General features: G+C 57.0%; 18 protein-coding genes and 4 pseudogenes. 13 read left to right on the forward strand and 9 right to left on the reverse strand.

Features of this window, described 5'->3' with window-relative positions:
* The first annotated feature begins 67 nt into the window (after positions 1–67).
* From LE197_RS06105 to nadC, 7 genes and pseudogenes are all read left to right on the forward strand, one after another.
* Positions 68–1,042, forward strand: coding sequence for a PDR/VanB family oxidoreductase (locus LE197_RS06105; RefSeq protein ID WP_096426350.1), 975 nt, complete (start codon positions 68–70; stop codon positions 1,040–1,042).
* Between the two features lie 113 nt (positions 1,043–1,155).
* Positions 1,156–2,407, forward strand: a pseudogene (locus LE197_RS06110) (Rieske 2Fe-2S domain-containing protein).
* A gap of 71 nt (positions 2,408–2,478) precedes the next feature.
* On the forward strand, positions 2,479–3,633 hold the full coding sequence (locus tag LE197_RS06115; RefSeq protein WP_264086464.1) for a Gfo/Idh/MocA family protein: 1,155 nt from the start codon (positions 2,479–2,481) through the stop codon (positions 3,631–3,633).
* On the forward strand, positions 3,630–4,088 hold the full coding sequence (locus tag LE197_RS06120) for an ABC transporter substrate-binding protein (RefSeq protein ID WP_226033905.1): 459 nt from the start codon (positions 3,630–3,632) through the stop codon (positions 4,086–4,088). The genes LE197_RS06115 and LE197_RS06120 overlap by 4 nt, the downstream gene beginning before the upstream one ends.
* 56 nt (positions 4,089–4,144) lie before the next feature.
* Positions 4,145–4,621, forward strand: a complete 477-nt coding sequence (locus LE197_RS06125) for a hypothetical protein (RefSeq protein WP_226033906.1) — start codon at positions 4,145–4,147, stop codon at positions 4,619–4,621.
* Positions 4,622–4,938: 317 nt separating this feature from the next.
* Positions 4,939–6,225 (forward strand): OprD family porin, encoded by a 1,287-nt coding sequence (locus tag LE197_RS06130; RefSeq protein ID WP_226033907.1) that lies wholly within the window; start codon positions 4,939–4,941, stop codon positions 6,223–6,225.
* Positions 6,226–6,330: 105 nt separating this feature from the next.
* On the forward strand, positions 6,331–7,179 hold the full coding sequence (nadC, locus tag LE197_RS06135) for a carboxylating nicotinate-nucleotide diphosphorylase (protein ID WP_096426347.1): 849 nt from the start codon (positions 6,331–6,333) through the stop codon (positions 7,177–7,179).
* Between the two features lie 219 nt (positions 7,180–7,398).
* Here nadC and LE197_RS06140 read toward each other — a convergent pair whose 3' ends face one another.
* Entirely contained in the window at positions 7,399–8,379 is a 981-nt protein-coding gene (locus LE197_RS06140; RefSeq protein WP_226033908.1) for an IS5 family transposase, read from the reverse strand.
* A gap of 14 nt (positions 8,380–8,393) precedes the next feature.
* Here LE197_RS06140 and LE197_RS06145 point away from each other — a divergent pair, with 14 nt between their 5' ends.
* Positions 8,394–10,640, forward strand: a complete 2,247-nt coding sequence (locus tag LE197_RS06145; RefSeq protein WP_226033909.1) for a P-loop NTPase fold protein — start codon at positions 8,394–8,396, stop codon at positions 10,638–10,640.
* Between the two features lie 56 nt (positions 10,641–10,696).
* Here LE197_RS06145 and LE197_RS06150 read toward each other — a convergent pair whose 3' ends face one another.
* The 6 genes from LE197_RS06150 to acnA form a co-directional block, all read right to left on the reverse strand.
* Positions 10,697–12,340: an acetolactate synthase large subunit gene (locus LE197_RS06150; RefSeq protein ID WP_226033910.1), complete on the reverse strand. Its 1,644-nt coding sequence runs from the start codon at positions 12,338–12,340 to the stop codon at positions 10,697–10,699.
* Between the two features lie 63 nt (positions 12,341–12,403).
* A complete protein-coding gene (locus LE197_RS06155; RefSeq protein WP_226033911.1) occupies positions 12,404–13,129 on the reverse strand; it encodes a transporter substrate-binding domain-containing protein in 726 nt (241 codons plus the stop codon).
* Between the two features lie 13 nt (positions 13,130–13,142).
* Entirely contained in the window at positions 13,143–14,411 is a 1,269-nt protein-coding gene (locus LE197_RS06160) for an OprD family porin (RefSeq protein ID WP_413247423.1), read from the reverse strand.
* Positions 14,412–14,469: 58 nt separating this feature from the next.
* Complete coding sequence (locus LE197_RS06165) at positions 14,470–15,690, reverse strand: lactonase family protein (protein ID WP_226033913.1); 1,221 nt, start codon at positions 15,688–15,690, stop codon at positions 14,470–14,472.
* Between the two features lie 71 nt (positions 15,691–15,761).
* Positions 15,762–16,910, reverse strand: a complete 1,149-nt coding sequence (gene prpF, locus LE197_RS06170) for a 2-methylaconitate cis-trans isomerase PrpF (protein WP_226033914.1) — start codon at positions 16,908–16,910, stop codon at positions 15,762–15,764.
* Positions 16,910–19,537, reverse strand: coding sequence for an aconitate hydratase AcnA (acnA, locus tag LE197_RS06175; protein ID WP_226033915.1), 2,628 nt, complete (start codon positions 19,535–19,537; stop codon positions 16,910–16,912). The genes prpF and acnA overlap by 1 nt, the downstream gene beginning before the upstream one ends.
* A 295-nt stretch (positions 19,538–19,832) precedes the next feature.
* Between acnA and LE197_RS06180 the strand changes: the two genes are divergently transcribed.
* From LE197_RS06180 to LE197_RS06195, 4 genes and pseudogenes are all read left to right on the forward strand, one after another.
* Positions 19,833–21,152 (forward strand): CitMHS family transporter, encoded by a 1,320-nt coding sequence (locus LE197_RS06180; protein WP_027615666.1) that lies wholly within the window; start codon positions 19,833–19,835, stop codon positions 21,150–21,152.
* Positions 21,153–21,240: 88 nt separating this feature from the next.
* On the forward strand, positions 21,241–22,548 hold the full coding sequence (locus tag LE197_RS06185; RefSeq protein ID WP_025755010.1) for an MFS transporter: 1,308 nt from the start codon (positions 21,241–21,243) through the stop codon (positions 22,546–22,548).
* 46 nt (positions 22,549–22,594) lie between these two features.
* Positions 22,595–23,542, forward strand: a complete 948-nt coding sequence (locus LE197_RS06190; RefSeq protein ID WP_226033916.1) for a GntR family transcriptional regulator — start codon at positions 22,595–22,597, stop codon at positions 23,540–23,542.
* A gap of 138 nt (positions 23,543–23,680) precedes the next feature.
* Positions 23,681–24,094, forward strand: a pseudogene (locus LE197_RS06195) (ABC transporter substrate-binding protein); the annotation flags it as partial.
* Position 24,095: 1 nt separating this feature from the next.
* Here the strand turns inward: LE197_RS06195 and LE197_RS37255 are convergent.
* Together LE197_RS37255 and LE197_RS06205 are read right to left on the reverse strand one after the other, a co-directional pair.
* Positions 24,096–24,272 (reverse strand): annotated as a pseudogene (locus LE197_RS37255) (glutaredoxin domain-containing protein); the annotation flags it as partial.
* A 12-nt stretch (positions 24,273–24,284) separates the two neighbouring features.
* The gene (locus LE197_RS06205) at positions 24,285–24,803 is read right to left on the reverse strand and encodes a carboxymuconolactone decarboxylase family protein (protein ID WP_226033917.1); all 519 of its coding nucleotides are present in this window, start codon (positions 24,801–24,803) and stop codon (positions 24,285–24,287) included.
* A 129-nt stretch (positions 24,804–24,932) separates the two neighbouring features.
* Between LE197_RS06205 and LE197_RS06210 the strand changes: the two are divergent.
* Positions 24,933–25,757: pseudogene (locus LE197_RS06210) on the forward strand (cupin domain-containing protein).
* Positions 25,758–25,781 lie beyond the last annotated feature (24 nt).

Consider the following 25,781-nt stretch of genomic DNA (forward strand, 5'->3'; position numbering starts at 1 on the left):
ATATCTATGAAATATTCCGCCTCGCAAGCCTGCCTTGTTCGCGACCGGATGTAATAAGGAGACGGTGATGAGTAATTCCGAACAGCTCGATGACGGGTTCACAGACCTCAAGGTGTCCGCGAAAACCGAAATTGCTCAAGGCATTTTTCGCTTCGAATTGGTCCACCCGCAGGACATCTCGCTGCCAGCATTCACTGCCGGTGCGCATCTTCGGGTAAGGGTGCCCAACGGGAGCATCCGCAACTATTCACTGTGCAACGACCCACAAGAGAGCGAGCGTTATGTAATCGCGGTCAAGCGTGATGCCAACGGACGAGGCGGTTCGGTGAGCGTGGTCGATGACATCAAGGTAGGCGACTTGTTGCCGGTGGCAACACCGCAAAATGAGTTTGAGCTCACCGAGAATGCCCAGCAGTTCATCTTCGTCGCAGGAGGCATCGGTATTACCCCGATCCTGTCGATGATGCGTCACTTGAAGGCCACTACCGACATCCCCTTCAAGCTCTATTACTGCACCCGTAATCCAGAACTCACTGCTTTCAGGGACGAGCTGATCGGGGCTGAATTTGTCAACTCGGTCGTTATTCACCACGACTTCGGCAACCCCGCAGACGCCTACGATTTCTGGCCTGTTTTCGACAAACCAAGAAGCGGTACACATGTGTACTGCTGTGGTCCCAAGCCATTGATGGATGCCGTATTGGACATGACGGGGCACTGGCCTGCCGGTTCCGTACATTTTGAAAGCTTCGGGGTCGACCAGAGCCGCTTCACCGAAAACCGGCCGTTTTCGGTGACTCTCAGCCGGAGCGGTATCGACCTCGAAATCCCCGTTGACCGCTCGATCCTGGAAGTTCTACGCGACAACGGCATCCGGGCCCCTAGTTCTTGTGAAAGTGGTACCTGTGGCTCTTGCCGTACCCGCCTGATTGAAGGTGATGTCGAGCATCGCGACATGGTTTTACGGGAAGACGAACAACATGACCAGATCATGATTTGCGTTTCCCGAGCAAAAAACGACGCGCTGGTCCTTGACCTCTAGGCGAGACCTTTTTCTGGAAAAAATTAATTGAACGCTGGAGAATTTATATGTTAACCCCTGAAGAAAACCTGTTGCTCTGCCGCGTCGAAGGCGATGCACCGATGGGCCAGATGATGCGCCGTCACTGGACCCCCGTCTGCTTGATCGAGGAGGTCAGCGAACCTGACGGCACACCAGTGAGGGCCCGTCTGTTCGGTGAGGATCTGGTAGTGTTCCGTGACACCGAAGGTCGCGTGGGGGTAATGGATGAGTATTGCCCGCATCGTCGTGCGTCGCTGATCTACGGCCGCAATGAAAACTCCGGCTTACGCTGCCTGTATCACGGTTGGAAGATGGATGTGGACGGCAATGTGGTGGAAATGGTTTCCGAACCTGCAGCAAGCAACATGTGTCAGAAGGTCAAACACAAGGCCTACAAAACTCGCGAATGGGGCGGTTTCGTCTGGGCCTACATGGGGCCACAGGACGCAATTCCCGAATTCGTGCCACCGGCTTGGGCTCCCAATGAACAAGTTCGAGTGAGTATCGCCAAAGCAATCATTCCTTGCAACTGGGCGCAGATCCTGGAAGGAGCCATCGACTCGGCGCACAGTTCGAGCCTGCACTCATCCGACTTCGTTCCAGCTCGGGTTGGGGGCTGAGGCGACCGGGAAGAACTGGCTGCGACCTTCTACGGACAAAGCGCCACGTCTGCAAGTCGAACGTACCAGCTATGGCTTCCGCTATGCTGCACTGCGTCGTCCTATCCAGAATGCAGCCACCAACGAGTATGTGCGCTCCACGGTATTCGTAGCTCCGGCCACGGCGCTGATTCCACCGAATAACCTGTACAACGTGGCAAACATCAACGTACCAATCGACGATACCCATACAGCCTTCTATTTCATGGCCTGGGGCAATCCCGATAACACCCCGGAAACCGAGACTTGGCGAAAGTATCTCCGCCAGCAGCCTGGTATCGATCTGGACGAAAGGTTCCGCCCGCTGCGCAACAACGAGAACCTGTTCTTCCAAGATCGTGAAGCCATGAAAAATGGCAACTTTACCGGCATCAAAGGCTTCCCAAACCAGGATATCGCCATGTGGGTAACCATGGGCCCTATCGCCGACCGCTCCGATGAGCGCTTGGGCGCCAGTGACTTGGCGGTGGTGGAATTCCGCCGGGTAATGCTTGATGCCTTGGCTGCATTTCAAGCCGGTGATACTGCTATCGGTACTGGTGAGAAGGCGATCCCTTCCAGCATTTGCTCGTTCCAAGCGATCGTGCCCAAGGAAACCGACTGGCGTGAATATAAAGCTCGTTACGTATGGTCCAACGACGATGTCATGGTGGGCGCCGAACCCGATTACGAGGTCCATCAGTGATGGCCAGGCAGGCGGAATTTGCGCCCAGGCTGCGCTTGGGGATAGTCGGTCTAGGTCGGGCATTCACCCTGATGCTACCCACGTTCCTCGCCGATCGCCGCGTACAGTTGGTGGGCGCATGTGATCCTCGTGAACAAGCGCGCAGTCAGTTTGAACAGGATTTCGATGCGCCTGCATTCGAGACCATCGAAGCCTTGGCTGCTGACAGCAATGTCGACGCTTTATACATTGCCAGCCCACATCAGTTTCACGCCGAACACACCCGTATAGCTGCGGCTTACCGCAAGCATGTACTGGTCGAGAAGCCCATGGCGCTGTCGCTCGACGAGTGCGATCAAATGATCGCTGATTGCGCCGAAGCTGGCGTGAAACTGATTGTTGGGCATTGTCACAGTTTCGATGCCCCGTACCTGCGTACCCGGGAGCTGATCGGTAGTGGCGAATTCGGCGCCGTCAAGATGATTCACGCGCTGAACTATACCGACTACCTGCTGCGTCCTCGCCGCCCGGAAGAGCTCTCGACCGCTGAAGGCGGTGGAGCGGTATTCAGCCAGGCCGCACATCAAGTAGACGTGGTCCGCTTGCTGGCTGGCAGTTGCGCTACTCGTGTCCGTGCGGCGGTGGGTAACTGGGACCCTGCGCGGCCAACGGAAGGTGCCTACACGGCCACTCTATGGTTCGAGAATGGTGCATTCGCTTCCATCACTTACAACGGCTACGGACACTTCGACTCCGACGAGTGGATGGACTGGGTTGGTGAAATGGGCCAGGCCAAAAGCCCTGATGCTTACGGCGGCGCCCGTCGTTTGTTGCAGCAGGTGCAGTCGGCAGACGAGGAGGCGCGGCTCAAAGCTGAGGGCACCTACGGCGGCAAGCGCTACATCGCCCCCGCTACCGCCGATACGGCGACGGCCTTCCAACATTTCGGTCCGATTATCGTGTCCTGCGAAGGTGGTGACCTCAAGCCCATGGCTGATGCCGTCATGATTTACCGGCCGCATAGCCGTGACCGATTGATGCTTGAGCGGCCAACGGTGCCGCGATCGGAAGTCATCGACGAGCTGTATCTGGCGCATTTTTACGGAATCACTCCGCTACATAATGGCAAGTGGGCGCGTGACACCTTGGAGATCTGCCTCGCCATGCTGCGATCCAGTGAGGAACAACGCGACGTCACACTGGGTGTGAATGTTGAAGTCAATCAATCTTGCGAGAACCAATCATGAACAAGTTGAACCTGTCCATCGCTGTGGGTAATTACGATCGCATCCGGCCATTGGTGGACGGCGATGTACAGATCGATGGGGTCGACCCGATCTTTATGCTGCAAGATCCTGAAGAGATCTTCTTTCGCGCATTTCGCCATGCTGACTACGACATCTGCGAGTTGTCGTTGAGCAGCTACAGCGTTAAAACCGCGGCTGGTACCAGCCCCTACATTGCTGTTCCTGTCTTCCCGTCCCGGGCGTTTCGCCACACTTCCATCTACATTCGCAATGATCGGGGCATCAAGTCCGCAGCGGACCTCAAGGGTAAACGCATCGGTGTACCGGAGTACCAGTTGACGGCGAACGTTTGGGTTCGGCTGTTCCTGGAAGAAGACCACGGTCTGAAAGCATCGGATGTAACCTGGATTCGTGGTGGTTATGAAGAAACCGGGCGCCTGGAAAAATTGTTCTGAAGTTACCGGCGGACGTCATCGTCGAAAATGCTCCGGAAACCGAAACGCTTTCCGGCATGCTCGCCTCTGGTGAACTGGATGCGGTAATTGGCCCGCGCGCGCCTTCGTGTTTTACCCAAGGCCATCCTAAGGTCAGCTATCTCTATAATGATCCTCAGGGCGCCGCCTCGGACTGGTATCGCCGTACTCAGCTGTTCCCGATCATGCACGTGCTGGGGATTCGACGCACATTGGCCGAACAGCATCCCTGGTTGCCCGGGGCTGTTGCCAAAGCATTCGAGAAGTCTAAGGCTGTAGCGTTGCAGAAACTAAGCGATACTTCCGCCACCAAGGTAACGTTGCCGTTTATCGAGGATCAGTTGAGAGCGGCGCGCCAGTTGCTCGGTGAAGATTTCTGGTCCTATGGTTTCGCAGCTAACCGCCATGTCCTCTCGCGTTTCCTGGAACGCCACCACGCCGAAGGACTGTCGTCACGCTTGCTTCAGCCTGAGGAGCTGTTCCATCCGGCATCGCTGGAGAGCTTCAAGATTTAACGGTGGTATTAGCCAATATTCACCCTCGAAGAATTAACTCCGAGGGTGTTTGACAAACTGGCGATAGTAATCAAATCTGTGGCTGTCCCTATTGTGCAAATAGCTGGCGGCCATAAGCCTTGTGTTAGGCACCGCGAGGTGGTGACGGGTCAGTTTGATCCAGACATCTTCTGTCAGTATGGGTTGGATGGTAATCAATTTGTCCGTTTTAAGTGTTTTACTTGCGTGTGCGCGATATTTGAAGGGACGAGCTGACTGTTTGGAGCAATAGGCTGGGTGAATGCCTGTCGTACAATAAAAATAAGGAAAGGTAGGCAATGGATAAGAAAAATCATATGTGCTGGGCGCAGACTCTGCTTGTCGTGTCGTCCTTCTGCTCTCCCTTTGCGGCGGCGGATCTATTGAAAGACAGTAAAGGCAGTCTTGAGCTGAAAAACTTTTACTTTAATCGCGATTTTAACGATTCTACGGCTGCTGTATCCAAGCGAGAAGAATGGACGCAGGGCTTCATCCTTAATCTACAATCAGGCTTTACCGAAGGAACTGTCGGTTTTGGCTTGGACGCGCTTGGCCTGTTGGGGGTAAAACTTGATTCTAGTCCCGACCGTTCGGGCACAGGGCTGTTATCTCGCGACAGCGATGGGCGTGCCTATGATAATTACTCGAAGCTTGAGCTGACGGCGAAGGCCAGAATCGCTCAGAGTGAGTTGCGAATTGGCGGTTTGAATCCCGTTCTTCCCTTGCTGGCCTCAAATAATACACGGTTGTTACCGCAGGTCTTTAATGGTGTGCAACTGACGTCAAAGGATATCAAATCGTTGACTGCGATTCTTGGCCAGGTCGACAGCGTCAAACAGCGCGACTCAACCGACTCTGAAGAACTGTCTGCAAGCTCTCAATCGGGTGGTTACTCCTCTGCAGTCACAAGTGATCACTACACTTATGCCGGATTCGATTATCAGCTAATTCCCTCCCTGAATGTGGCGTATCAGTACAGTGATCTGGAAAATTTATTCCGCCGGGACTATGTGGGTCTCAAATTCAATAGGCCCTTGTCCAAAGGCCGTGTATTCGCTGAAGTCAGGTACTTTGATGGACAAGAAAGTGGCAAGAAGCTGCTAGGCAAAGTGGATAACCGAACGGTCAGTAGCAATGCTGGTTATTCGCTCATAGGCCATACCTTCAGTATAGGTTACCAGGCGGCCTCCGGCGCGACCGCATACCCGTATGTGTCTGGCTCGGACACCTATCTGTTTGGCGAAATGCTGGTGAGCAACTTCGCTCTGGCAAATGAAGATGTCTGGTATGCAGCATATTCATATGACTTTACGGGCCTCGGCGTGCCAGGGTTGACATGGAATCTTCGTTATGCAAAGGGGGAAAACGTCGATCCGAGCAACATTAATACAGTGAAATCAAAGGCGCTCAGGGCGAGTGGGGCCGAGGGTAAGGAGTGGGAGCGAGTCTCAGACCTCACCTATGTAGTTCAGAGTGGGATGTTTAAAAATATCTCTCTCCGCTGGAGAAATTCAATTAATCGATCTACCTATGCAGATGATGCGAATGAGAATCGAATCATGATTGGCTATTTTTACAATTTTTGATTGAAAGTCCTCTCCAGATGCTGTTCAGCGGCCGCCATCGTCTGAATCATACACTTGGGTGCGGAGAGCAGAGTTGAAAAAAGTGAGTAATGGGGAAGTGTCGAAATGCAAAATATAGAATTGGCCGGCCTGGTCTCAGAGATTGATGAAAATGTACGTAGAGCACTTGTGGAGGATGTCGGAAGTGGTGATATCTCCGCACAACTTGTCCCGCGAGATAAACTGGCCAGAGCAAAAATCATCACGAGAGAGGCCTGCACGATCAGTGGTACATCGTGGGTAGATGCAGTCTTCCGACAGTTGGATCCGCATGCCATTCTGAACTGGAATGTTGCGGATGGCGATCGTGCGGAGGCAAATGAAATCCTATTGCATTTAGAGGGATCAGCACGCTCGCTATTGACGGGAGAGCGAACCGCGTTAAATTTCTTGCAACTGCTTTCTGGCGTCGCGACCGAGTGCCAGTGGATGGCTGATAAAGTGGCGCATACTCAGGTGAAATTACTTGATACGCGAAAGACCATTCCAGGTCTTCGTCTTGCACAAAAATATGCCGTCACTTGTGGGGGATGCCATAATCATCGCATTGGTCTTTATGACGCTTTTCTCATCAAGGAGAACCATATTGCAGCTTGCGGTGGTATTCTCGAGGCTATCAACGCTGCCCGCCGCATTGCGCCCGGTAGACCAGTAGAGGTCGAAGTAGAAAACTTAGTCGAACTGCAAGAAGCGCTGAAGGGGGGAGCGGATGTAGTCATGTTCGATGAACTGAGCCTGGATGACATGCGTGAAGGCGTTCGAATCAACAGCGGACAGGCCCAGCTTGAGGCCAGCGGCGGGGTCAACGAAACTACACTGGTAGCGATCGCGGAAACCGGGGTTGACTATATATCGATCGGTGCACTCACTAAAAACCTGAAAGCAGTAGACTTGTCCATGCGTTTGAGTATTTGAAGAGGCACGCTGTGTTGTGCTGCATCAGAGAGAGCTGCAGCATCTGGCAATCAGATGTTTATTCTGATTTTTAGGGATGGTCTGAAATAGCCGGATACTTTCCGGCTATCGAGCTGTCAGTGCTTCAAAAAAACGACGCGCGCCGAAACTTGATCATTTCTCTTCGCTTTTCCAGCCTTTTGACCTCGACAAGCTGCTTGGCGGCAGCCATTTCCTGCATTACACGCGCACCTCTGCTGCATTCGCCAACAAATGTCGGCGCGCCATCCACAGGTTCGACAGGGCAAACAGCGTGACCATCTGTGCGGTGTTCTTCACCAGACCCCGGAAACGCACCTTCGTATAACCAAACTGGCGCTTGATCACTCGAAACGGGTGCTCGACCCTGGCGCGTACCTGCGCTTTGGCCTTCTCGATCTTGCGTAACGCTTTGTACAAAGCGCTGCGCTTTCCGTGCTTTCTATACGTGCTACGCCGGGCCGCAACCTGCCAGATGACTTCGCGCCCCGCATGCTCCTCACGCTTTTCGACACCGGTATAGCCCGCATCAGCACAGACCACGTTCTCCTCGCCGTGCAGCAGTTTGTCGACCTGTGTGACATCCGCTACGTTGGCCGCCGTGACCACCACGCTATGCACCAGGCCCGATTCATCATCGACACCGATATGCGCTTTGGCACCGAAGTAATACTGGTTGCCTTTCTTCGTCTGGTGCATTTCGGGATCGCGCTTGCCGTCCTTGTTCTTGGTCGAGCTGGGCGCGTGAATCAGGGTTGCATCGACGATGGTGCCCTGACGCAGCGACAGGCCACGGTCACCCAGATACTCATTGATGACACCGAGAATCCCGCCTGCCAACTCATGCTTTTCCAGCAAACGCCGAAAGTTGAGAATGGTGGTCTCGTCCGGGATTCGCTCAAGGCTCAGGCCTGCGAACTGACGCAAGATAGTCGTCTCATACAGCGCTTCCTCCATCGCCGGATCGCTGTAGCCGAACCAGTTTTGCAACAGGTGCACGCGCAACATCGCCATCAACGGATAGGCTGGACGACCGCCTTCACCTCTCGGGTAGTGCGGTTCGATCAAGGCGATCAGGCCTTTCCAGGGCACCACCTGATCCATCTCGATCAGGAACAATTCCTTGCGGGTCTGCTTGCGCTTGCCGGCGTACTCGGCATCGGCGAAGGTCATTTGCTTCATCACAGTGCTCGGCGGTGGAGGTCAGGCATTTTGCCAAATCTGGAAGTGTTTTTCAGAGGATCCTTAGGCGAGCCGACTTTGCAAGCCACATAGCCGATGTCCTATCCGAACTCAGTCCGCGTGAGGGTCGTGTTTTCGCCATCCGCGGTGGGTGGGGGTTTGGCAAGTCTTCCCTGAAATACCTCGTGATCGAGAGGCTTGAATCCCAGGAAAAGGCTGCGGACTGGCTTGATTTCAATCCTTGGCAATGGGGCGATGGCAACGCTATTTCCAGAGCCCTCTTTGGCCAGATCGCCGATGAATTGGGTGGCGATAATTCGAAAGCTGCAATTGCCCGGGCGGAAGCCCTGCGACGCTATGGAGCCATCCTGGAAGGAGCGAGTGCTCCGCTGAAAAAAGCGGGTGAATCCAATGCGCAGATCTCGTCTGTTCTGACAAACGCTTCCGTAATTGTTGCTGCATCAGCTATCGGATTCGATCTTCCAACCGTTGCCATGGTTGCTGCGGCACTGGCCGGCCTTTCGATTGTCACTTCTGTGATTGGCCGTGTGTTGTCATTGTGGGGACGAGATAAGAGCAATGAACCCCTGGACAAGGTCCGCGAAGCGCTGGAGACACGTCTTGGCAAGCTTACCCGACCGCTGATTGTTTTCGTCGATGATATCGACCGGTTGGAGCCAGATCAGATACGACTGCTGGTAAGGCAGGTCAAGGCCAACGCTAACCTACCGAACATCGTCTTCGTGCTGTTGTTCCAGCCCAGTATCGTAGAGCGAGCACTTGATCCGGTGGCACACGACAATGGGCGTGCTTTCCTTGAAAAAATCGTCCAGGCGAGCTTCGACTTGCCCGCCGTACCAGCGTACATGGTATATCGGATCTTCGGTGAGCAGGTTGGCCAGCTAGCCGGCGGGTTCGCGAACGAGGCAAATGGATTTGATGAAGTTCGATGGGGCAACGCCATGGTCGGCTGCATCCAGCCCAGGCTGCGCAACATTCGAGATGCGCAGCGTCTGCTTTCATCTATCGCAGTGCATATGCCACTGCACGTTTCGGGCAGCGTTTTCGAAGTGAATATCGTGGACTTCCTTGTCCTGGAGACACTGCGCGTCTTCGAGCCAGATCTACACGAGGCGTTGTTCCAGGAGCGGGCTCTGGTTTTGCAAGAGCGCAATGCTGTGAACGAGCGCCGCCAAGAGGTGGTAAAGGAGAGTGTTGAGCAACTGCTTAATAAGGTTCCGGAGGAGCGCCGGTTAGTGGCTCGTGACACGCTCAAGGAGCTATTTCCGCCGCTTGAATGGGCATTAGGCGGTACCCACTACGATGGTGGGTTCCGAAGTCAATGGCTAGTGGCAAAGCGGGTTTGTTCGTCTCGTTACTTTCCAAGGTACTTCGAGCTGCAGACGGCACTTGGAGAGGTGTCAGAGCGTCAGTTCGTCGAGTTTTTAGAAGCGACGGCATCAAAGCAAGAGTTAGCCGCGGCCGTCGCGGATATTGAGTCGGAGGGGCTGCTCCCTTCTTTGGTAAGCAGGCTTGATGAGTCCGTTGACCGTCTACCCGCAGGCAATGCCGCGGTGCTGCTCCCAGCAATGTTTAGTATTGGTCAGAAGCTGGTACGGTTCCGAGGCGACCCTTTCAGCTCTCCATACGTATCTGCGTGGAGAGCAACATCTTGGTATCTCAAAGCAATTCCTCCCGCGGAACGTGGCGGGCTGGTTTTGGAAGCGCTCCGCGCGACCAAAGCTTTATCAGTGGCAGCAATGTTTATCCACTTAAGCGATCCAGCAGATAACAAGCCTGGTAAGAGGGATAAATTTGATCCCGCGCTAGATGAAGAAACCGTGGAGGCGATGAAGTCGCTCTGGGTGCAAATCATCAGAGCCCACGCTGTAACCGACGTCGCGCTGATCGCCGAGGACGACCTTGTGTCGCTGTTGTATCGCTGGAGGGATTACGCGAAGAGCATTGAAGAGCCTCGACGTTGGATGGCAGAAGCCATCAAGGGAGACGAGGACTTTGCAAAGATCGTCTCTGCCATGATGAGCACAGGCAAAAGCCATTCGGTAAGGGATCGAGTCTCCAAGGTACATAAAATGTTCAGTCGAGAGGCGGTTGAAGATTTCATTGGCCTTGGCGAAGCCCAGGCCCGCTGCGATGCGATCGATCCGGCCAGGTTCCCAGAGCACGAGGAGTCCTTGCGTACTCTGGAAAGACACCTGGACGCTTGGCGGGAGAATGAGGGTGATCTTCTCTACATTTGAAAAGAGACAGGCCCACTCGGATGGGTGTTGCCGCCAGGCAGTCTGGCGGCGATGCCTCAGATGGCGAGAGCTCGCTCGCGCAGGTCGCTATTGAGGATGCGGTCGTTCTCGCTGTAGTCGACCGGGCAGTCGATCACGTGCACGCCTGGGGTCTTGATGCAGTGCTCAAGTAGCGGCAGCAGGCCTTCGGCGCTTTCCACACGGTGACCGTTGGCGCCGTAGGCTTCGGCGTACTTGACGAAATCCGGGTTGCCGTAGTCCAGGCCGAAATCGGTGAAGCCCATGTTGGCTTGCTTCCAGCGAATCATGCCGTAGCCGTCGTCACGCAGAATCACCACGGTGATGTGCATGCCCAGACGTACCGCAGTTTCCAGCTCCTGGCTGTTCATCATGAAGCCGCCGTCGCCGCACACCGAGATCACCGGGCGGTCCGGGTGCACCAGGTGCGCCGCCATCGCCGATGGCAGGCCGGCGCCCATGGTCGCCAAGGCGTTGTCCAGCAGCACGGTGTTCGGTTTGTGCGCCTTGTAGTTGCGGGCGAACCAGATCTTGTAGATGCCGTTGTCCAGGGCGACGATGCCTTCGGACGGCAGCACGCGACGGATGTCGGCGACCATGCGCTGCGGGTAGACCGGGAAGCGGTTGTCGTCGGCGCCTTCGGCGATCTGCGCTTCGTTCGCTTCACGGATCGCCATCAGGCGGGTGAAGTCCCAGTGCGCGGTGTCGTTCAGGGCTTCGCTGATCTGCCACACGGCATTGGCGATGTCGCCGATCACTTCGACCTGCGGGAAGTACACGGCATCGACTTCGGCGGAGCGGAAGCTGATGTGGATGACTTCGGTGCCGCCACGGACCATGAAGAACGGCGGCTTCTCGATCACGTCGTGGCCGATGTTGATGATCAGGTCGGCCGCCTCGACGGCACGGTGGACGAAGTCGCCGGACGACAGCGCAGCGTTGCCGAGGAAGCGCGGGTGGCGCTCGTCGACCACGCCCTTGCCCATCTGGGTGGTGATGAACGGGATGCCGGTCTTGTCGATCAGCTGCTTGAGAACCTTGGCGGTCATCTTGCGGTTGGCGCCGGCGCCGATCACCAGGATCGGATTGCGCGCCGCCTGCAGTTTAGCGACGGCGGCCTCGATGGCCTTGTGTTCAGCCAGCGGGCGACGGTGCAGGCTTGGCGGAATCGGTAGGGCGTCGGTCTGCTCGGCGGCGATGTCTTCCGGCAGTTCCAGGTGCACGGCGCCCGGCTTTTCTTCTTCAGCCAGGCGGAACGCTTCGCGCATGCGCGCCGGGATGTTGTCGGCCGAGGCGAACTGGTGGGTGTACTTGGTGATGGGGTCCATCATGCCGCACACGTCGATGATCTGGAAGCGGCCCTGCTTGGACTTCTTGATCGGCTTCTGGCCGGTGATCATCATCATCGGCATGCCGCCGAGATACGCGTAGGCACTGGCGGTCACCAGGTTGGTCGCACCCGGGCCGAGGGTCGACAGGCTGACGCCGGTCTTGCCGGTCAGGCGGCCATAGGTGGCGGCCATGAAGCCCGCGGACTGCTCGTGGCGGGTCAGTACCAGCTTGATCTTCGACTTGCGCAGGGATTCCAGCAGGTCGAGGTTTTCCTCACCAGGAATGCCGAACACATACTCGACACCTTCGTTTTCCAGGCATTGCACTACGACATCGGCGGCCTTAGCCATCTTGCTTATTACCTCAGTTATCACGGTTTGAAGCAGGCGAGACGCACCTGCAGGCTATCGACCTCAGCGAGGTGCGCTGACGTCTGTTTGTCCGCTGGCGAGTAACGCGCCTCGGACGAAACCCTCGGCAAGTCGTCGCTCGACGAAATCCCGGACATAGGCTGCTCCCGCATCACGGCCGCGTGGCACTGCGACTGCTTGGCGGATAGCGGTGAAGGCTCCCTGCATCACCCGATAATTCGGATTCTTGGCTGCGACTTGTTCCAGCGGTTGTCTGACTCCGGCGGCAGCATCCAGGCCTTGGTCAATGAAGAGGTCTACAGCACCTGCAGACGTGTCAGCTCGTTGGAGCTCTGCATACTGCAACGTGCGTGACAGGTACAGGTCGTAAGCAGCGCCGTTGCCTACCGCAAGCCGAAGTCCAGGTTGATCCAGATCCTCGATTTTGGAGTAGGGCGACTCGGCCTTGACCAGATAGGTGCCTTCGATCAGCACGTAGGGTTCACTGAAGCTGATCTGGGCGGCGCGGACAGGCTCGATAGCCAGGAAGGCCAACGTCCACGCGTCTTCTTCAAGTGCAGCGAATACCTTTCCGGCTGCGTCGTATGTGCGCAATTCGAGACCTACGCCCAGCTCTTCGGCCAGCGATTTGGCTAGTGCAACAGAAACACCATGCGGTTCTCCGTCAGCGCCTGGCTGAGCCAGCACTGGGTTACCGAAGTTGATCGCCGCATGCAGAATGCCGTTGGGCGCCAGGTCCTTGAGAACCTGCTGGGCAATAGGGCTCATACCTTCTCCAAGGTCAGAAAATTGGGAATGTGTAGGACACGATCAGGCGGTTTTCATCCGCGCCACGTGCAAAGCTCGATCGATAGCTGGCGTTACGCCACCGGACCGATACGTTCTTCAGGGCACCGGATTGCACCACATACTGCAGTTCGGTGTTGCGCTCCCATTCATGTCCATCACCGCTGATGGTCGCTGCGTCGGCCTGATCGCCTCGCAGGTAGCGGGTCATGAAGGTCAGGCCAGGAACACCGAGAGCCGCGAAGTTGTAGTCGTAGCGCAGCTGCCAAGAACGTTCACCGGGCTCGGCGAAGTCGTTGAGCTGGACGAAGTTGACCAGGTAAGGATCGGTTCCATCGAGATACGGCATGGAGGTAGAACCGTTCATCTTTTGCAGTCCCAGGCCAAGCGCATGTCCGCCCAGGCTGTAGGTGAACATGCCGGAAATTGCTCTGCTGTCGATACGTCCGCCCAAAGCTCGACCGTCATCGTCGCTATCCATGTAGCGAAGATCAGCCTTGATCTTCCCGGGGCCGACTGGAATCGAATAGTTCGCCCCCACGAAATGCTGGTGGTAGACCTGTTCCAGCTCTGCGTACTGATAGGTCAGCAGCATCTCTTTTGTGAGCTGGTAATCCAAACCGCCCAGCCAAAAGGCGTCACCTTCGGCATTGCCTGTGAAGCGACGGTTTTTGTTGTTTAGTGTGATCGGTACGCGGTCTGTCGAGTCGCGATCGGTTTGGCGCTCGAAGCGGGCACCGATGAAGGACAGCGAATCGAATTCTTTGCTGGTGAGCAGGCCGCCCTCAAAGGTCTGGGGGAGGAGGCGGCCAGTGTTGGCCTGAACAGTAGGCAGCTTGGGGATCAGAGTGCCGTATTTCAGCTCTGTCTCGGACAGGCGCATCTTGCCAGTCAGGCCCAAGCGGCTGAACTCGTCAGCTGCGCGACCATCATCATGAGTCGGCAGCAGGCCGGTGCCGGTCCGATCGGGACTTGAGTCCAGCTTCAGGCCGAGCATGCCCAGAGCATCGACGCCAAAACCGACTGGGCCAGGTGTGTACCCGGACTTCGCATCGAGAATGAAACCGTGGGCCCATTCTTCGCGCTTTGACTGGCCGGCGCCGTCACGGAAATCGCGGTTGATGTAGAAGTTCGTCGTTTGCAAGGTGACCTTGCTGTCGTCGATAAAGCCATCCCCATAAGCCGTAGCTGCGGCCAGGCAAGGGGTTACTGCAAGAAGCTTGCAACCAATTTTGTTTTTGTTATGCATTTGCTGCTCCATCAATTGGAACGTGGGGTGTAGGCGTGCCTCCCGGCACGCCAGGATCAGGAAATAAAGAGGTTCAGGCGATGCGGAAAATCATGCAGACCGGGCTGCCGGTCTCGATCTGATGCTCCAGCAAAGCCAGTTCGCCTTTCGGGCTAATGGAGAAGGTCTTGATGTTGTCGCTGTCTTCGTTAGCGACGAACAGGAACCGCCCATTAGGAGATGCCGTCATGAAGCGTGGCTTCTTGCCTTGGCTAGGTACGTTGCCGATCGGGTTGATCTTGCCGGTAGGCTGATCCACCGAATAAATGGTCACGCTGTCATGCCCGCGGTTGGAGGAGAACAAATGTTCTCCATTCGGTGCCATGACCAATGCTGCTGCACGGCTATCGCCAACGAAGTCCTGAGGCAGTGCTGGAACCATCTGGAATGGAACCAGAGAGCCGTCCTTCTGGTTGTAGCGGTAGCTAGTGATCGTGCTATCCAGCTCGTTCACCACGTAGGCAAAAGAACCGGTCGGAGAGAACACCACATGCCGAGGGCCGGCACCTTCGCGTGCTTTGATTTCATAGGCGAGTTCAGGCTTCAGCGCGGTCCCGTCCTGCTTCAGGTCGAACACGAAGACCTTATCCAGCCCTTTGTCCGGTACCACCAGGAAGCGCCCTGATGGGTCGCGTGGGATCATGTGGGGGTGGGAGCTCGCCTGCTCGATCTTGTGCGGGCCAGGGTTGCCCGGAAGGTCGTATTTGCTGATGACGGGTTGCAGGTGGCCCGTCTTATCGAACGGCAGAATGACAATGCTGCCGGTGGCATAGTTGGCCACAGCGAGGAATTTGTTGCTCTTGTCCACGGTAAGGTGGACGGGGTTGTTCCCTTCGCAACTGACCGAGCTGACCTTGGTGAGCGTTCCGCTGGCTGGCTCAATTTGGAATGAGCTGACAGTGGACTGGTCGCCATGCACGCAGAACAGCAGGCTCTGGGTTTGGTCGAGGCACAGGAAGGATGGATTGGTCAGATCGCCGACGGTTTGAACCAATTCGGAACGACCTGTCTGCGGGTCATGTCGATAGACCGTGATGCCTGCACCGCGGGCGTTTCGCTCGCGAGTGGTTCTGGAGCCCACGTAGACAATTTGGGTTTTGTTCGAGTTGGCAGGCTGCATAGAGTTCTTCTCAGGTCCTGATTTGGCATCTGCCGCTCCCGCGCCGAGGCCCAGAATGGTTGCCGCAGCGACGATGGAAGTAGAAGAGAGCAGCGTACGTCGAGTAATGGCGGGTAAGAACGGCGATGGGCACATAGCAAATTCTCATCGTTGTTTTTGTTGTGATGAGTACCGCCGACCTTCGAAGGTCGGCGGTAGCTGAGCAATCAGTACTTCGAAGGTACGAGCACCCAGCCTTCCATCAGGCGACGGGCGCTTCGGCTCATGACGGCCTTGTCCACAATCCAGTTACCATCGACTTGGGTGGTCTGCGCGCCTACGGCAACGGTGCCGGCGGTGTGGCCCATGTTGACTTGGCGTTCACCGATATCGCCGACGATACGGTTGACCAGCGTGCCTTCCAGAGCGGCCGCCACGGCAACGGCTACAGCGCCAGTGCCGGTGATTGCGTGGTGCAATTTGCCCATGGAAAGGATGCGGGCGATCACATCGATCTCGCCGGCTTCGACTGTCTTGCCACCGGCAGCGCCGTAGGTTTGCGGCGAAGCTACCAGGCAGAGCTTCGGCGTGTGAGGGCGAAGGCGCGTTGCTTCCTCAGCGGTAGCCGCCAGACCCATGGCCACGGTGCAGTGTGCGCGGATGGTTTCCAGCGACTGCAGCAGTTCGGCGTTGCCGTTGACCTGGTCTTGCGTCTCGGTCCCGGTCAGGCCAACGCGCTGGGCGTCGACGAAGATCGTCGGGTTGCCTGCGTTGAGCAGCGTTGCCGGCAAGCCTGGGAAGCCAGGGATATCCAGTTCATCCACGACATTGCCGGTTGGCAGAATGCTGCCGCCCGAACCGCCAGGCTGAAGGAACTCTACGACGATTTCGGCAGCAGGGAAGGCGACGCCATCCAGCACGAAATCACCTTCTTCAACGACCTCGCCATCCTTCATCGGGACATGGGCGATGATGCGTTTCTGAATATTGGCTTGCCAGATGCGGATAGTGGCGATGCCGTCACGAGGCGCATCGACGAGCCCTTGGCGAATGGCGAATGGGCCAACGGCTGCGCTCAGGTTGCCGCAGTTACCGGTCCAGTCAACCACTGGGTTTTCGATTGCCGGGGCACCGAACAAGTAGTCGACATCGCAATCGGTACGACCCGATTTACCGATGATGACGACCTTGCTGGAGCTGGAGGTGGCAGCACCCATGCCGTCGATCTGCTTGCCATAAGGATCCGGGCTGCCAATGACGCGGAGCATCAGTGCATCGCGCTCGGGGCCTGCAGCTGGAACATCTTGTTCAAGGAAAAAGACGCCTTTACTGGTGCCACCGCGCATGAATACGGCAGGGATTCGAACTTGAGTCATTACACTGCTCCTTCCAGTTGCTTCGCTTTAGCAGCCTTGTCCATGCTCTCCACCAGCAATTGCGGCAGCAGGCCGCCGCGGCGGAAGTAGCGCACGTCTTCATGCGTATCCAGGCGGCTGGTTACGGTTACGTTTTCAGTGGTGCCATCTGCACGCTCAATGACGAGTTGCAGCTTGTCGCCAGGCGCGAAGGTGTCGTTGATGCCTTCCACCGAGAACTTCTCGTGACCGGTCAGGCCCAGCGTCTTGCGAGTTACACCTTCTGGGAACTGCAGCGGGAGGATGCCCAGGCCAGCCAGGTTGGTGCGGTGGATGCGCTCGAAGCTCTCGGCCACGACAACGCGTACGCCCAGCAGGCGAGGGCCTTTGGCTGCCCAGTCACGCGACGAACCACTGCCGTACTCCTTGCCTGCCACTACGATCAGAGGCTGCTTGCGATCGGCGTAGGCTTGGGCGGCTTCGAACACGGTGCTCACGCGGTTTTCCGGCAGCAGAAGGGTCCAAGGGCCTTCGCGGCCGTCAGTCATCAGCTCGTTCTTCAGGCGAGGGCTTGCGAAGGTGGCGCGCTGCGCGGCTTCGTGGTTGCCGCGACGAGTGCCGTAGGAGTTGAAGTCATCAACACCAATGCCGTGGCCTTTGAGGTACGAACCTGCGTCGCTGTCCGGCAGAATGGCGCCCGACGGCGAGATGTGGTCGGTAGTAATGTTGTCCGACAGCATCACCAGAACGCGCATGTCTTTCAGGTCGCGTTGAGGGTCGGTAGCCGTCAGCTCATCGCTCCAGTACGGCGGCTTGCGGATGTAAGTGCTGCTCTGGTCCCAGGCGTACTGATCGGTAACGCCGGCGCGCAGGTCAGAGGCGATGACGCCCGCTTCGCGAGGTACCGAGCTGTAGGCCTTGTCGAACAGGTCGGCCGACAGTGCTTTCTTCTCGATCTCGTTCAGCTCTTGATCCGAAGGCCACAGCTCGCTGAGGTAAACCGGCTTGCCTTCGGCGTCGGTGCCGAGCGCATCCACTTGCGGGTCGATGCGGTAGGTGCCAGCGATCGCGTACGCCACGATCAGGGGAGGAGACATGATGAACACTTCACGAGCCAGCGGGTGTACGCGACCTTCGAAGTTGCGGTTACCGGAGGTAGCGGCAACGGTCTCCAGCTTGCGAGTGCGGATTTCGTCCTCGATCTCTTTGCTGAGCAGAGGGCCGGACATGCCGTTGCAGGTGGTGCAGCCGTAGCCAACAACGTTAAAGCCCATGTTGTCGAGGTCCACGTTCAGACCTGCACGGTCCAGGTAGTCAGCGACCACCTTGGAGCCGGGTGCGAAGGAAGTCTTGACCCACGGAGCACGACGCAGGCCGCGCTTGAGTGCGTTGCGGGCGACCAGGGCCGCAGCGATCACGCCACGAGGGTTCGAAGTGTTGGTGCAGCTGGTGATGGCGGCAATCACGACCGAGCCGTTATCCAGGCCGGTAGGGATGTCTTTTGCTGCTTCGCCTTTGCCCAGCAGGATGCGCTGGTGAGGTTGTTTCGGACCGGCAATCGCACGACCAACGGTGCTCAGGTCGAGGGTGACGACACGGTCGTACTCGACCGATTCCAGGCTGTCGTGCCACAGGCCTTGATGCTTGGCATAAGCCTCGGTCAGATCGGCAATCTCACCGCCGCGACCGCTGAGTCGCAGGTAGTGCAGGGTGCGATCGTCGATCGCGAACATTGCTGCGGTAGCGCCGAACTCAGGAGCCATGTTGGACAGGGTGCCACGGTCCGCCAAGGACAGAGCGGCAACGCCTGGGCCATGGAATTCCAACACGCTGCCGATTACGCCGGCTTTGCGCAGGCTCTCGGTCAAGGCAAGCGCGATGTCGGTAGCAACGTAGCCCGATGGCGGGACGCCTTCCAGCCGGACGCCGACGATTTCTGGAACCCGCATCATCAGGGCTTTGCCCAGCATTGCGGCTTCTGCCTCGATACCACCAACACCCCAGCCCAACACGCCAATGCCGTTGATCATGGTGGTGTGGCTGTCAGTACCGACTAGCGTGTCAGGGAAGGCCCACAGATCACCTTCAACTTCACGAGTGCCGATGACGGTGGTCAGGCGCTCCAGGTTGATCTGGTGAAGGATGCCGTTACCCGAAGGCACGATCGACAGGTTGTTGAAGGCCTTGTTGCACCAGTCAAGGAATGCAAAGCGTTCGGCATTGCGCTCGCGTTCGATGGCTTCGTTGTCGGCCAGTGCGCTGGCATCACCCCAACGCTCTACGTTCAGCGAATGGTCGACGACGAGGTGGGTAGGGGTGACCGGGTTTACCTGGCGTGGATCGCCGCCTGCTTTTGCTACGGCGTCACGCAGGCCGGCCAGGTCGACCAGGGCGGGGGTGCCGAGGAGGTCCTGAAGAACCACGCGAGCGGGGCGGAAGGGGATGTCGCTGTTTTTAGAGCGAGTGCAAATTACCTTCAGCGCTTCGTTCGGCTCTGCTTCGGTACGCAGGACGTTTTCAGCGAGGATCCGGAGGCTCATTGGCAGGCGGGCAAAGTCGCCGCCTATCGCTTTTACAGCTTCCGATACGTTGCAGACGCGGTAGTCGCGACCGTTTACGGCCAGGGTTTGGCCAATGTGCTTGCTCATGCCGGGGACCTCACAGGCGTGTTTTTTGTGAGGTGATATTGCACTTTGTCTAAACTTGAGTCAATTTATCTCCAGCAGAAAAACTTCGGTCGAGCGCCGAATGGTCACCTTGAAGCCTGAAGACCGGCCATTTATCTGCCTGCCAGCCTTTCCCGCACAAAGACAAAAACGAGGAAATCCAAGATGAAATGCAATCAGACCTACCGTAAATCCGTCCGGCATCAGTCCGCTCCTTCCGCTTCGTACCGCTAAAAGCCTGGCTTCGCGGCACTAAAAAAATAAGGAGAGAGCCATGCTGCTGACCGTGCTCGGTTTTTCGATGGTCACCTGTTTCATGTACCTGATCATGACCAAGCGGCTGACCGCCCTGGTCGCCCTGATTGTGGTACCGATCGTGTTTGCCCTGATTGGTGGCTTCTATGCCGGCCTGGGCACGATGATGCTCGACGGCATCAAGACTCTGGCGCCGACTGGCGTCATGCTGACCTTCTCGATTCTTTACTTCGGCATCATGATCGACGCGGGACTGTTCGATTCATTGGTGCGCTGCATCCTGAAGATCGTGAAGGGTGACCCGCTGAAGGTGTTGGTCGGAACCACGATCCTGACCATGCTTGTGTCCCTGGATGGCGACAGTTCCACTACCTACATGATCGTGGTCGCCGCATTCCTGCCGCTTTATCAGCGCCTTGGAATGAGCGTTCTGGGCCTGACCTGCGTGGTCAACATCGCAAACGGCATCATGAACATCTCCCCGTGGGGCGGCCCTACTGCCCGCGCTGCGGCTGCGCTGCATGTCGACGCTATGGACATCTTCCTGCCGATGGTGCCGTCGATGCTGCTGGGCTGCGCCTGCTTGCTCTTCATCGCAATTCTGCTGGGTCGACGTGAGCGTGCTCGCCTGGGTGTGATTGCCGTGGATGATTTCCACAACGGCTCTATCGCGCTGGGTAACGGTTCGCACGAAGAATGCGATCGCAATCGCCGCCCGCACATGTTCTGGCCCAACCTGCTGCTCACTGCAACGATGATTGGCGTGTTGATGGCGGGTATCGTGCCGATTCAGGTGCTGTTCATGGTCTGCTTCGCCATTGCGGTGATGATCAACTACCCACACCTGGAGCAGCAGAAAGAGCGTATCTCCGCTCACGCGGGCAACGTTCTCGCGGTGACTTCGGTCATTTTCGCCGCAGGCATCTTCACCGGCATCCTTTCGGGTACCGGCATGGTTGATGCGATGGCGAAGGGGCTGTTGGCAGTCATTCCTGATGCGTTTGGTCCATACCTGGCGGTGTTCACTGCTTTGGTCAGCATTCCGTTCACCTTCTTCATGTCCAACGATGCCTTCTACTTCGGCATCTTGCCTGTGATCGCACAGACCGCCGCTACCTACGGAATCTCGCATCTGGAGATCGCCCGGGCATCGGTGGTTGGTCAGCCCGTTCACTTGCTCAGCCCATTGGTGCCTTCGCTCTACCTGCTGGTGGCGTTGGCAAAAGTCGACCTGGGTGACCACCAGCGCTTTGCGTTGAAGTGGGCGCTGCTGGTGAGTATGGCCATGTTGGTAGGTGGCGTGATGTTCGGAGCGTTTCCGCTCTATCACTCAGCTTCATGAGTCGGTGGCTGGCCGTCGGCTCTGTCGACGGCCAGCTGCCGGTGCTAGTAGCCGGCGCAACCGCGCCTAGAAAAATAAAGGTGTAACCATGCCGTACCGTAGAGCCTGGATTGCTGTATTTCTGTTCTCTCTGGCGATGATCAATTACATGGACCGTATTGCCCTGTCCATCGCTGCCAAACCAATCGCCGAGGAATTCAATCTCAGTGCAGTCGGCATGGGATACCTCTTTTCCTCATTTATCTGGAGTTACGCGCTCTTCCTGATTCCTGTTGGTCTGCTGATCGACCGGTACGGGGCCAAGCGCATCGGTGGTTTTGGCATTCTCGTGTGGTCGGCTGCTACGGCGCTGACCGGGGCAGCGATGAACTTCGCTTCGCTGCTGGCTGCGCGACTTGTCATGGGGGCTGGTGAATCGGTCAGCAACCCGGTCGGGGCTAAAGTGATTCGTGAATGGATCCCGAGCCAGGAACGCGGCACCATCACCGCTGTTTTCAACAGCGGCTCATACGCTGGGCCAGCGATTTGCTCGATCGTTCTTGCGATGCTGGTCGCCAGTGTTGGGTGGCGCTGGTCCTTTGTGATTGCCGGCGGCATCGGTTTCGTTTGGCTGTTGGCTTGGTACCTGTTCTACGGCAAGCCTGAAGATGTGAAGTGGCTGAGCAACCAAGAGCGCAAAACTATCCTGGATTCGCGCTCCGGTGGTGGCAAAGCGGGTGGTGCTGCAGTCGCTCCGTATGGTCTTAAGCGCCTGCTGAAGACGCCGACCCTCTGGGGGCTGGCTCTGACTCAAGGCTGCAACGTTTACACCCAATACCTCTTCCTGACCTGGTTGCCGAGCTACCTCCAGCAAGAGCGTCATCTGACGCTGGAAAAAAGTGGTCTGGTGACGGCTATCCCATATGCTGCGGCTGTTGTGCTCTGCATCGGCCTGGGCAAACTCAGTGACTGGTACCTGACCCGTGGCGGGGGTGTGAGCTCGGGTAAGCGCCGCAACGTAATTGCGATCTCGATGCTGATTGCCAGCTGCATCCTTTTGGTGCCATTCGCTGACTCTACTGCATCGCTGGTCTTGATTTCGTCGCTGACCTTGGCAGGTATTGCCTCGACCACTTCGCTGAACTTCTCACTGCTCAATGACCTGCTGCCAAGTGCCGGGGACGTTGGTCGGGCGGTCGCATTCATTGTTGTTGGCGGCAACCTCTTTGGTGTGGCGGCTCCGATCGTCACTGGCTACGTCGTTCAGGCCACAGGCTCGTACAACTGGGCCTTCATGATCGCAGGCATCCTCTTGGTGGCTGGTGCGGTTATTGCACTGACTATGACTCGTAAGCCAATGGTCCCGGCTACAGTTGAGACCGAACCCCATTTGGAAATGAGCCCGCAAAAGGCATAATGTAGGTGCTGTGGGGCTCGTCTCAATGGAAGAGCCCCACAATCCCATGCCCCAACTCGGAAAAGATATGAATCTAACGCCTCTTCAAGCCCGCGTAGCTCGCGATATCGTTGCCTATGTTCGACAAGAGCAACTGGCTGCGGGGCATCATGTCTCGGAGCTAGGACTGGCTAAGGCTTTGAAGACGTCACGGACTCCTATCAAGATTGCTCTGAACTACCTCGCTGAGCGAGGAATGCTGAGTCAGGACCGCAATCGCGGCTTTTTCCTGGCCAAGCCCTATGATGATCTGGCCGATATTGCCCAGGATTTGTCGGTTTCCATCGATGATCCGATCTATCAGCAGATCGCAGTGATGCGCCTGAATGGACAGATCCCCGAGCAGTTCGCTGAAACGGACCTGATGCGTTTATTCAACATTTCACGCTATATGCTGCGTGGCGTGTTGATGCGTATCCAGCAGGAGGGCTGGATCGAGCAGCGTGCCGGCCAAGGCTGGCAGTTCCTGCCGATGATTGATTCGGTTGAAGCTTATGAAGAGAGCTATTCCTTCCGAGCGATCATAGAGCCGGCAGGCTTGCTTGCCCCCACGTTCATGGTCGATACGGAAGCCTTGGCTCGCTGCAAGAAGCAGCAACAATTCATTGCAGATGGCGGCTACCTGACCATGACGCCTCAGGAGCTGTTCGAGTCCAATGCTCAGTTCCACGAGACGCTTGCCAGTTTTTCTGGCAACAGATTTCACGTCCAGACGGTTCGTCGTCTGGACCAGCTTCGCCGATTGGTGGAGTACCGTCAGGCTAGCAAGCGCGCTCCTCGCCGAGAGCAGGCGGTTGAGCACCTCGCGATCCTTGCGTGCCTTGAAAAAGGTGACCGCCTTGCGGCTGCTGATCACATGCGTAAGCACCTGGAGCAAGCTCGCCGGCATAAAGTTGCAGCTGAGTTGTTTGAGGCAGTTGAGCTACCTGTTGAGGCTGCTGTTGAGTCGGCCTGAGCCGACACTCTGAACCGCTTGTTCTGTGCCGTTGTCTTTCCGCTTTAAATCGCGCATCGCTGACCATCTGCGTCAGCGTGCGCCCATCCGCTCCGCACCTGTCGATGTCTGGCAGAGTGACGTCCCAAAGGGACCACTATGCGAACCCCCGCACCACTCAGGATTCTTTTTTCCTGCGCGTTGATTGCTTTCTCCTGCATCAGCCATGCAGCCCCCATCGAAGTGAATGATGGTCAGCACACAGTCAAACTGGCGGATGCGCCAAAGCGCGTGGTGGTCCTTGAATTTTCGTTTTTGGATAGCTTGGCTGCGGTAGGAGTGACTCCCGTCGGTGCCGCTGATGACGGCGATGCGCAACGGGTGCTGCCCAAAGTTCGCGACGTCATTGGAAAGTGGACGTCGGTCGGGCTGCGCTCGCAGCCAAGCATCGAGCAGATTGCAGCGCTCAAGCCTGATTTGATTGTGGCTGACCTAAATCGACACGAAGCGCTCTCTGAAGACCTGTCTCATATCGCTCCGACTCTGTGGTTGCCATCTCGGGGAGAGGATTATCCCCCACGAAGATCTGCGGGACGGTTCTACGCCCGGAGCGCTGCATCATCTCCGCCAGAGCTTCGGGAGACTGCTCTACATCAATCTCTAAAGGAGCAACGCCTTTGCTTGATAGCAACCGCTTGGCACTTACACAGTAAGGGCAGTGCCGGGTAGTGTAGATAGTCACTTGGCTCATGGCGCTTCCCTCCTAGCGGGCCGACGGCGGAAAGTCGATATCGGTCGTGGCGACGTTGTTCAGGTAGTTAGTCAGGGTCAACAGTGTGACCTGTGCTATCACTTCCACAATCTTGCTATCGGTGAGACCAGCTTCGCGTGCCGCCGCGACCTGTGCATCGCTCAACTGGCCGCGGCTTTCGGTGATCTGTTGCGCCAGAGTGGCGACCGCGCTGAGTGTGCCGTTGCGGGCCTGGCTGATGGCTTCATCACTCAAGCCGGCCTTGGTAGCAAAGAAGCTATGGGCTGCCAGGCAGTAGTCGCAACCATTGATTTGCGAAGTAGCGAGGGCAACGACTTCACGCTCGGCGGCGCTAAGTGAGCTCTTGCCCAGGGCCTGCGCGAGCCCCAGGTAACCATTGAGTGCGGCCGGCGAGTGCGCCAGTGTCCTGAATGCATTGGGAATGAAGCCCAGGCCTTTCTGAATACCTTCCAGGGCAGTTCGCGAGCCGGCAGGGGCTTGGTCCAGCGAGAGCGCAGTTATACGGGTCATGATAGTTCTCCTTTGGGATGCTCGATCGGTTTGTCGATCGGCTTTGATATGAGTCGTAAGGAGATGAGCTTTCCTTTCGGCTTCAGATCGTCGAAGTTATGCAACAGATCGTCTAAACCTGAAGGCGCCATGGACCGACTATCGACATTGCTCAAGCACTTCAACTTGCACGCGTCCACGTTTCACCAGGGTGGATTCTGTGGCACCACGCCCGTTTACGGGGAGCACAGTTTCGGCCACGCACATCTGCTGCGTTCAGGGCGACTGACCTTCAGGGACAAGCGCGGCCTGCCTACCGAACTGTCTGAGGCAAGCCTGATCCTGGCGCTGCGCCCGCAGGCACATCAGTTGCTGGCGAGCGAAGCCGATGATGCGCAACTGGTATGCGCCACCTTGCATTTTGACGGGGGGGCTAACAACCCACTGACCTTGGCGTTGCCGGATTTCATCATCATGCCGTTGCGCGAATTGCAGGGCCTCGATGGCACTCTCGACTGGCTGTTTGCAGAGGCCTTTGGCGATGAATGCGGCCGCGATGTAATCCTCAATCGGCTGTTCGAACTGATGGTGATTCAGCTGCTTCGGCACCTTATGGCCAGACGGACCATCGCCTCAGGGATGATGGCGGGGTTGGCCCATGCTCAGCTTTCCCGGGCGCTCGTGTGCATTCACGACGAACCTCAGCGCAACTGGTCCGTGGCGGAGCTGGCCGATCGCTCCGGTATGTCTCGGGCTAGCTTTGCTGCGCACTTTCGCGAGACAGTGGGCATCACGCCGGCAGATTACCTGGCGAACTGACGCATCAGCCTGACCCAGAAGCGCCTGCGCGAAGGCCGCCCGATTGCCCTCATTGCAGATGAAGTGGGGTATGAAAGCCCGTCTGCGTTGGCCCGCACCTTTCGGCGGAAGGTGGGTACAAGCCCGAAAGAATGGCTGCTGCAGAACACGCCATGATGCCTGAGCACAGATTGCCGTACT

The organism is Pseudomonas sp. PS1(2021), from assembly GCF_020405165.1.
GTDB lineage: Bacteria > Pseudomonadota > Gammaproteobacteria > Pseudomonadales > Pseudomonadaceae > Pseudomonas > Pseudomonas aeruginosa.